We start from the raw sequence: 6,046 nt of genomic DNA on the forward strand, positions 1-6,046 counted from the left end.
TGTTCCGGCAGTTGAAATCGGTGACCGTGACGAGGCTGGACCGGCCTATCGGATCGTCGAGGCCCTGCCCTATTCCCGCGTGCGCTACGCCTGGAGCGATAAGGCAACGACCGAACCGGAAAGCTTCGTCACCTTCGACCTGTCGCTGAACCCTGATGGCGGAACCTCGTTCCGCCTGACCCACAGCGTTGACGCTGGGCGAAGCGTCATGGCTCCTGCAAATTCGAACAGCCCACCGCTGATGCGCCTCGCCGCCTAAGCCCAAAAACACACCAATGATGGAAAGGATTTCGCGCATGCGCGACACGATGCAACTCGTCCCTATGGTGGTGGAGCAGTCGCCACGCGGCGAACGCTCATTCGACATCTTTTCCCGGCTTTTGCGTGAGCGGATTGTCTTCCTCAACGGCGAGGTCGATGACAACTCGGCTTCGCTCATCTGCGCCCAATTTCTGTTTCTGGAATCCGAAAACCCGAACCGCGAAATCTCGTTCTACATCAACTCGCCCGGCGGTATGGTGACGAGCGGCTTTGCCATCTACGACACGATGCGCTTCATCAGCAGCCCGGTTTCCACGCTGTGCATGGGCACGGCGGGGTCCATGGCTTCCTTCCTGCTCGCAGCCGGCGAGCCGGGCCGACGCATCGCTTTGCCCAATGCGAGTGTAGTCCTGCACCAGCCACTAGGCGGCTTTCGCGGCCAGGCTTCCGACATCGAACGCCACGCCGAGGACATCATCAAGCTCAAGCGTCGGATGACGCGCCTTTACGCCGAGCATTGCGGCCGGACGGAGGAGGAAGTGACACGCGTGCTCGACCGCGATTTCTTCTTCACCGCAGACGAAGCCAAGGAGTGGGGACTGGTCGACCACGTCTATGACCGCCGCAAGACCGTCGAAAGCTTTTCGGCAAAGTAAGCTGGTTCCCCTCAAGCTTCGACAGGCACAGCCGAGACCTGGCTTCGCGCGCGCACCCGGCGCGAAGCCAGCAGCAGGACAAATGAAATGGCAAAGCAGTAAAGCCCCATGGCCACGATCTGGCCGGGATAGCTCGTTCCGCCGTCGATCAGGAACCCGGTCAGGCCCGGCCCGATTGCAGAGGCGAACACCCCAGCGGCGACGATCAGCGCCCTGATCGAGCCAAGGTGCTTGAGGCCATAGACTTCGGGCCAGACCACACCGAACAACGTCGTCGACAGACCGTTCGAAACGCCGAGCAGCGCCATGAAGCCAAAGGCACCCCATTGCTCGTCGACGAGGCCCAGCAACAAGCAGGCGAAGCCCAAGGGCAGCAATACGAAAGGCAGCAGCGATACGCCGGAAAAACGGTCGATCAGCTGGCCGACGATCAGCGTGAAGGCGGCATTGACCACCGCCGTCACCACAAAGGACGAAGCAAAGACTTCGAGCGACCAGCCCCGCAGTTCCACCAAATAGACCTGATGGAAAAACAAGGTCGTCACGATCAAGCCTGGCACCATGACGCCGAGCAGCAACAGGTAGAAAATTGGATCGCGGACCACTTCGGCCCGCGTCCAGTCGCGCGCATCGATCCGGCGCGCCACAGGATCCGACGAGCGCGGCTTTCGGTCTGTAGCCACCAGCAACGCGATTGCCGGCACCGCGATCAACGCCAGAGCTGCGGCCGCCAGCAGCCAGCCGTTGCRCCAGCCAACCGAGGTGGCGAGCAGCACAAAACCCATCGGGATGATCGCATCGCCCGCGTTATGCCCAAGAATGACTGTCGAAAGCGCCCGCCCCCTTTGGGCCGAAAACCAGCGCGAGGTCGCGGTGTAGGCTGAATGCACCATCATGCCCTGGCCAAACAGGCGCAGGAGATAGATGGTCACAAACAGCAGGACGAGGTGCTGGGACAGCGCCATTGACGCGCTTGCAAGCGCCAGCATCGGAACAACGAACAGCACCACCTTCTGCACGCTGTAGCGGTCGACGATCTGGCCAAGCCGAGGCAAGCTCAACGCGCTGGCGAGCGTCGCGAACATGTAAAGCGTGCCGAATTCGCCATGCGACAGCCCATAATCGCGGCGGATGTCGCCGGCCGACAGCGCGATGAACGATGTCATGCCGAACGTCGAAAAGAAGGTGAGCAAAAACCCGCTGGCGAGCCAGCGCGGATTGTCGCGGACGAAGGCTACGTACGACATGTGCTTTATTCGCGGGTGGCCGGCTGCCGCGCCAGGCGCATGTACATGCCGTCGCTCGAAACCTCGAATCCGAACTTGTTGTACAAAGTATGCGCGTCGCTGGTGCGCAGGCTCCAGCCTGTGACAGTCGCAAGGTCGGGGTGATCGAGCAGCGCCTGCATCAGCTTCTTGCCGATGCCCGAACCGCGATGTTCCGGCCAGACGATGACGTCGCACACATAGGCAAAGCAGGCATAGTCGGTGACCGCGCGGGCAAAGCCTACTTGCAGCCCGTCTAAATAGGCACCCAAGCAGAGCGAGTTTTCAAAGGCGCGGCGATTGAGATCGTCGTTCCGCTGCGCCCCCCAATAGCTCGCCTTGATGACTTCTGACGTCCTGCCGAAATCGATACGCGACAGGTCAAAGCTGATCTCGACCGCAGTCATAGGCCGTTCCTTCCGGCGGACGCTACCGCACGATGCTGGCTCAGAGTCTTATCCGCGATCCCTGAATCTGTTCGTGATCGGGTAGCGCCGGTCGCGACCGAAATTCTTCTTGGTGATCTTCACGCCCGGTGCCGCTTGCCGACGCTTGTATTCGGCGATGTAGAGCAGATGCTCGATACGGTGGACGGTGTCACGGTCGTGGCCACGCGCCACGATCTCGTCGACGCCCATTTCGTTTTCGACCAGGCATTCCAGGATATCGTCGAGCGCCGGATAGGGCGGCAGCGAATCCTGGTCGGTCTGGTTGGGCCTGAGTTCCGCCGACGGCGCCTTGTCGATGATGTTCTGTGGGATAACGATGCCCGAAGGGCCGAGCGCGCCGGGCGGCACGTGCGTATTGCGCCAGCGCGACAGCGCATAGACCTGCATCTTGTAGAGGTCCTTGATCGGGTTGAAGCCGCCATTCATGTCGCCGTAAAGCGTGGCATAGCCAACCGACATCTCGCTCTTGTTGCCGGTGGTCACCACCATCGAACCGAACTTGTTGGACACCGCCATCAGGATCGTGCCGCGCGCGCGGCTCTGCAGGTTCTCCTCGGTGATGCCCTCTTCGGTGCCCTCGAACAGTTGTGTCAGTGCATGCGAGAAGCCGTCGACCGGCTCATGGATCGGCACGATATCGTAGCGGCAGCCGAGTGCGCGGGCACAATCTTCCGCATCCTTCAGCGAGTCGCCCGAGGTGTAGCGATAGGGCATCATGATCGCCCTGAGCCGCTCTTCGCCGAGCGCGTCGACGGCAAGCGCCGCACAGATCGCCGAATCGATGCCTCCAGAAAGGCCGAGCACGACGTTCTTGAAGCCGTTCTTGTTGACGTAGTCGCGCAGGCCCAGCATGCAGGCGCGGTAGTCGGCCTCTTCGCGCTCGGGGATCTTCGACATCGGGCCTTCGACACAGGCCCAGCCTTCGCTTGCACCATTTTGCGCGCCCGCGGCGTCACGGTTTCTCATCCATGTCGTGATCACCACCGCCTCTTCGAACTGGCTCATCTGGAAAGCCAGTGAATGGTCGGCATTGATCGCAAACGAGGCGCCGTCGAAGACCAGTTCGTCCTGGCCACCTAGCTGATTGGCATAAAGCAGCGGCAGGCCGCTTTCGATGACCTGGCGGATCGCCACCTGGTGGCGGACATCCATCTTGGCGCGGTAGTAGGGCGAGCCATTGGGCACAAGCAGGATCTCGGCGCCACTTTCGGCCAGAGTCTCGCAAACGCCGAGTTCGCCCCAGATGTCCTCGCAGATCGGGATACCGAGGCGCACGCCACGGAAATTGACTGGTCCGGGCATGTCGGGACCCGGCTGAAAGACCCGCTTTTCGTCAAACTCGCCATAGTTGGGCAGGTCGACCTTGAAACGCTCGGCAATTACCTTGCCCCCATCGGCGACGATGATCGCGTTGTGCACCCCGCTTTTGCGCTTGACCGGCACGCCGATGATGACGCCGGGACCATTGTCAGCCGTGTCCTTGGCAAACTCGTCGGCGGCGCGCTCGCAGGCCGCAAGGAAGGCCGGCTTGAGTACCAGATCCTCCGGCGGATAGCCGGCCAGGAAGAGTTCGGTGAACAGAACCAGATCGGCACCTTGGCGCGCCGCGTCCGCCCTCGCCTCGCGCGCTTTGGCAAGGTTGCCTGAGATATCGCCGACTGTCGGGTTAAGCTGGGCGACAGCGATGCGGAGGACATCGGGAATGGTTTTTTTCGTCATGTCAGCGATTTAGCCTGCGTATCTGTGTCGGGCAATGCCGTTCGATTGGACCATCATTCGCCCATATAGGAGCGCAGTTCGTCGGCCGAGTGATTGACGCCGATCGACATCGACAAAATGCGCGAAATATGTGCCCGTGGCAGCTTGGTCTTCGCCACCCACTCATTGATCTGGGCCTGCACTTTGGCGAGATCCTTCTTGGAAGTAGCGCTTGCGGCGATGTCGAGCCCGGCGTCGCGCAATGCCAAAATCATGTCCTGCGACATGATGAAGGTATCCCATCCAAGCCAGCGCAACAGATACTGGCCGGTGTTGCCGCCAAGCCGGCTGCCGTGCTTGCCGAGATAGGCTGTGAGGCCGATTTGATCGTCGGCAGGCCATGCAGCCAGGAATTTACCGAAGCCGCCATGCTCCTTCGACACTTGTTCGACGAAGGCCGCGTTGTCGCGCACCGACCTGATCTTTTGCGGATTGCGCACGATGCGTTTGTCGGAGGCAAGGTCGTGCCAGAAATCGTCTGGTTGAAACAGCAGGCGTTTCGGCTCGAAGCCGAGGAACGCTTCCTCGAAACCCGGCCATTTCTGTTCGATCACGCGCCAGACAAAGCCTGCAGCAAAGACGCGTTCGGCCATGGTGGAGAGAACACGATCGTCGGTGACCTTGGCGAGTTTTGCATTGTCGGACGCAGGGCTGAGTAGCGACATCAGTACGGCATCGCCGCCCTTGCGCTCGGCCGCACGCGCCCTGATCTTCGCAAAATCCGCCATCGATCTTCCCTCCTCGCCGCGTGCGATGCGATATCCATCATCTTCGTATATGGATATGCGGCTGCCAAGCTTGCGCCTTTATTGCGGAGTGGAAGAGGAGCCCCTCGCGGAACCGGCAGGCCGCGCGTGACGCATCGACGGCGCAAGATTATGCGGTAAACCTCAAGGCCGAGACCAGGATCATGGCGCTGCACGAAAAACGCAACGAAAACCGTTTCCAGGAGATCATCCTGTTGCGCGAACAGGTCCGCGAACACGCCGAGCCGATACGACGCATGGCTCCCAGCTAATGATGGACACCGTCCACTACCTCGTTGAGCGCTTTGGACTGCTTGCCGTTTTCATCGGCTGCATGGCCGAAGGTGAAAGCGTGGCAATCCTCGGCGGCTTCTTCGCTCACCAGCAGATATTCGCGCCGTGGCAAGTATTGACCGTCGCATCCGCCGGCGCCTTTTTGGGCGACACGCTGTTCTTTGTCCTTGGCCGACGGTTTTCCGGCCATAAATGGGTGCGTCTGCTCAGGCGTCGGCCCGGCTTCAGCCATGCCTACAGAATGGTCCAGGCCCACCCCAATCTCTTCGTTCTGGCCAACCGCTACATCTATGGCATGCGCATCGCCGGCGGCATCGCCGCCGGCCTGTCGCGCATTCCGGTCATGCTCTTTCTCGCCCTCAACGCGCTATCGGCGCTGGTCTGGGCAGCATTGTTCGTCAGCCTTGGCTATGTCTTCGGCCTCGGCGCCGAGCATATCATCGGCGACACGCTGAAGGGTCACCATCGCTTGCTCATAGGTCTGGGTATCGGCGTGGCCGTAGCGATCGCCGGATGGCTTCTCGCCCATCATGTTKCGAAGAAAGAGCCGCGCGAATAGGTATCAGCCGACGCCGAGCTCGCGGTCTCCCCGATCGAGAATGAGCGGAATGATCAGG

Annotated in this window: 7 protein-coding genes; 3 read left to right on the plus strand and 4 right to left on the minus strand. The window is 61.0% G+C overall.

The annotated features are described in order from the left end of the window. Positions 1–259 (plus strand): SRPBCC family protein (locus tag AC1DUU_RS20650; protein WP_476785266.1); only part of this gene is annotated, 259 nt, incomplete at its 5' end. A gap of 37 nt (positions 260–296) precedes the next feature. Continuing rightward, positions 297–917: an ATP-dependent Clp protease proteolytic subunit gene (locus AC1DUU_RS20655; RefSeq protein WP_476785267.1), complete on the plus strand. Its 621-nt coding sequence runs from the start codon at positions 297–299 to the stop codon at positions 915–917. A gap of 11 nt (positions 918–928) precedes the next feature. Here AC1DUU_RS20655 and AC1DUU_RS20660 read toward each other — a convergent pair whose 3' ends face one another. From AC1DUU_RS20660 to AC1DUU_RS20675, 4 genes are read right to left on the minus strand one after another with little or no spacing between them, the layout of a single operon-like run. Beyond that, complete coding sequence (locus tag AC1DUU_RS20660; protein ID WP_476785268.1) at positions 929–2,164, minus strand: MFS transporter; 1,236 nt, start codon at positions 2,162–2,164, stop codon at positions 929–931. Between the two features lie 5 nt (positions 2,165–2,169). Continuing rightward, on the minus strand, positions 2,170–2,589 hold the full coding sequence (locus tag AC1DUU_RS20665) for a GNAT family N-acetyltransferase (RefSeq protein WP_476785269.1): 420 nt from the start codon (positions 2,587–2,589) through the stop codon (positions 2,170–2,172). Between the two features lie 48 nt (positions 2,590–2,637). Then, the gene (locus AC1DUU_RS20670; RefSeq protein ID WP_476785270.1) at positions 2,638–4,350 is read right to left on the minus strand and encodes an NAD+ synthase; all 1,713 of its coding nucleotides are present in this window, start codon (positions 4,348–4,350) and stop codon (positions 2,638–2,640) included. 53 nt (positions 4,351–4,403) lie between these two features. Further along, on the minus strand, positions 4,404–5,117 hold the full coding sequence (locus tag AC1DUU_RS20675; protein WP_476785271.1) for a DNA-3-methyladenine glycosylase I: 714 nt from the start codon (positions 5,115–5,117) through the stop codon (positions 4,404–4,406). A gap of 289 nt (positions 5,118–5,406) precedes the next feature. Between AC1DUU_RS20675 and AC1DUU_RS20680 the strand changes: the two genes are divergently transcribed. Further along, a complete protein-coding gene (locus tag AC1DUU_RS20680; RefSeq protein ID WP_476785272.1) occupies positions 5,407–5,988 on the plus strand; it encodes a DedA family protein in 582 nt (193 codons plus the stop codon). Positions 5,989–6,046 lie beyond the last annotated feature (58 nt).

This window comes from Aminobacter sp. P4_H6_2 (assembly GCF_056400805.1).

Coding starts and splice junctions, on each gene's coding strand:
- AC1DUU_RS20665 (WP_476785269.1), bottom strand. CDS start 2,589: ATGACTGCGGTCGAGATCAGCTTTGACCTGTCGCGTATCGATTTCGGC.
- AC1DUU_RS20670 (WP_476785270.1), bottom strand. CDS start 4,350: ATGACGAAAAAAACCATTCCCGATGTCCTCCGCATCGCTGTCGCCCAG.
- AC1DUU_RS20655 (WP_476785267.1), top strand. CDS start 297: ATGCGCGACACGATGCAACTCGTCCCTATGGTGGTGGAGCAGTCGCCA.
- AC1DUU_RS20675 (WP_476785271.1), bottom strand. CDS start 5,117: ATGGCGGATTTTGCGAAGATCAGGGCGCGTGCGGCCGAGCGCAAGGGC.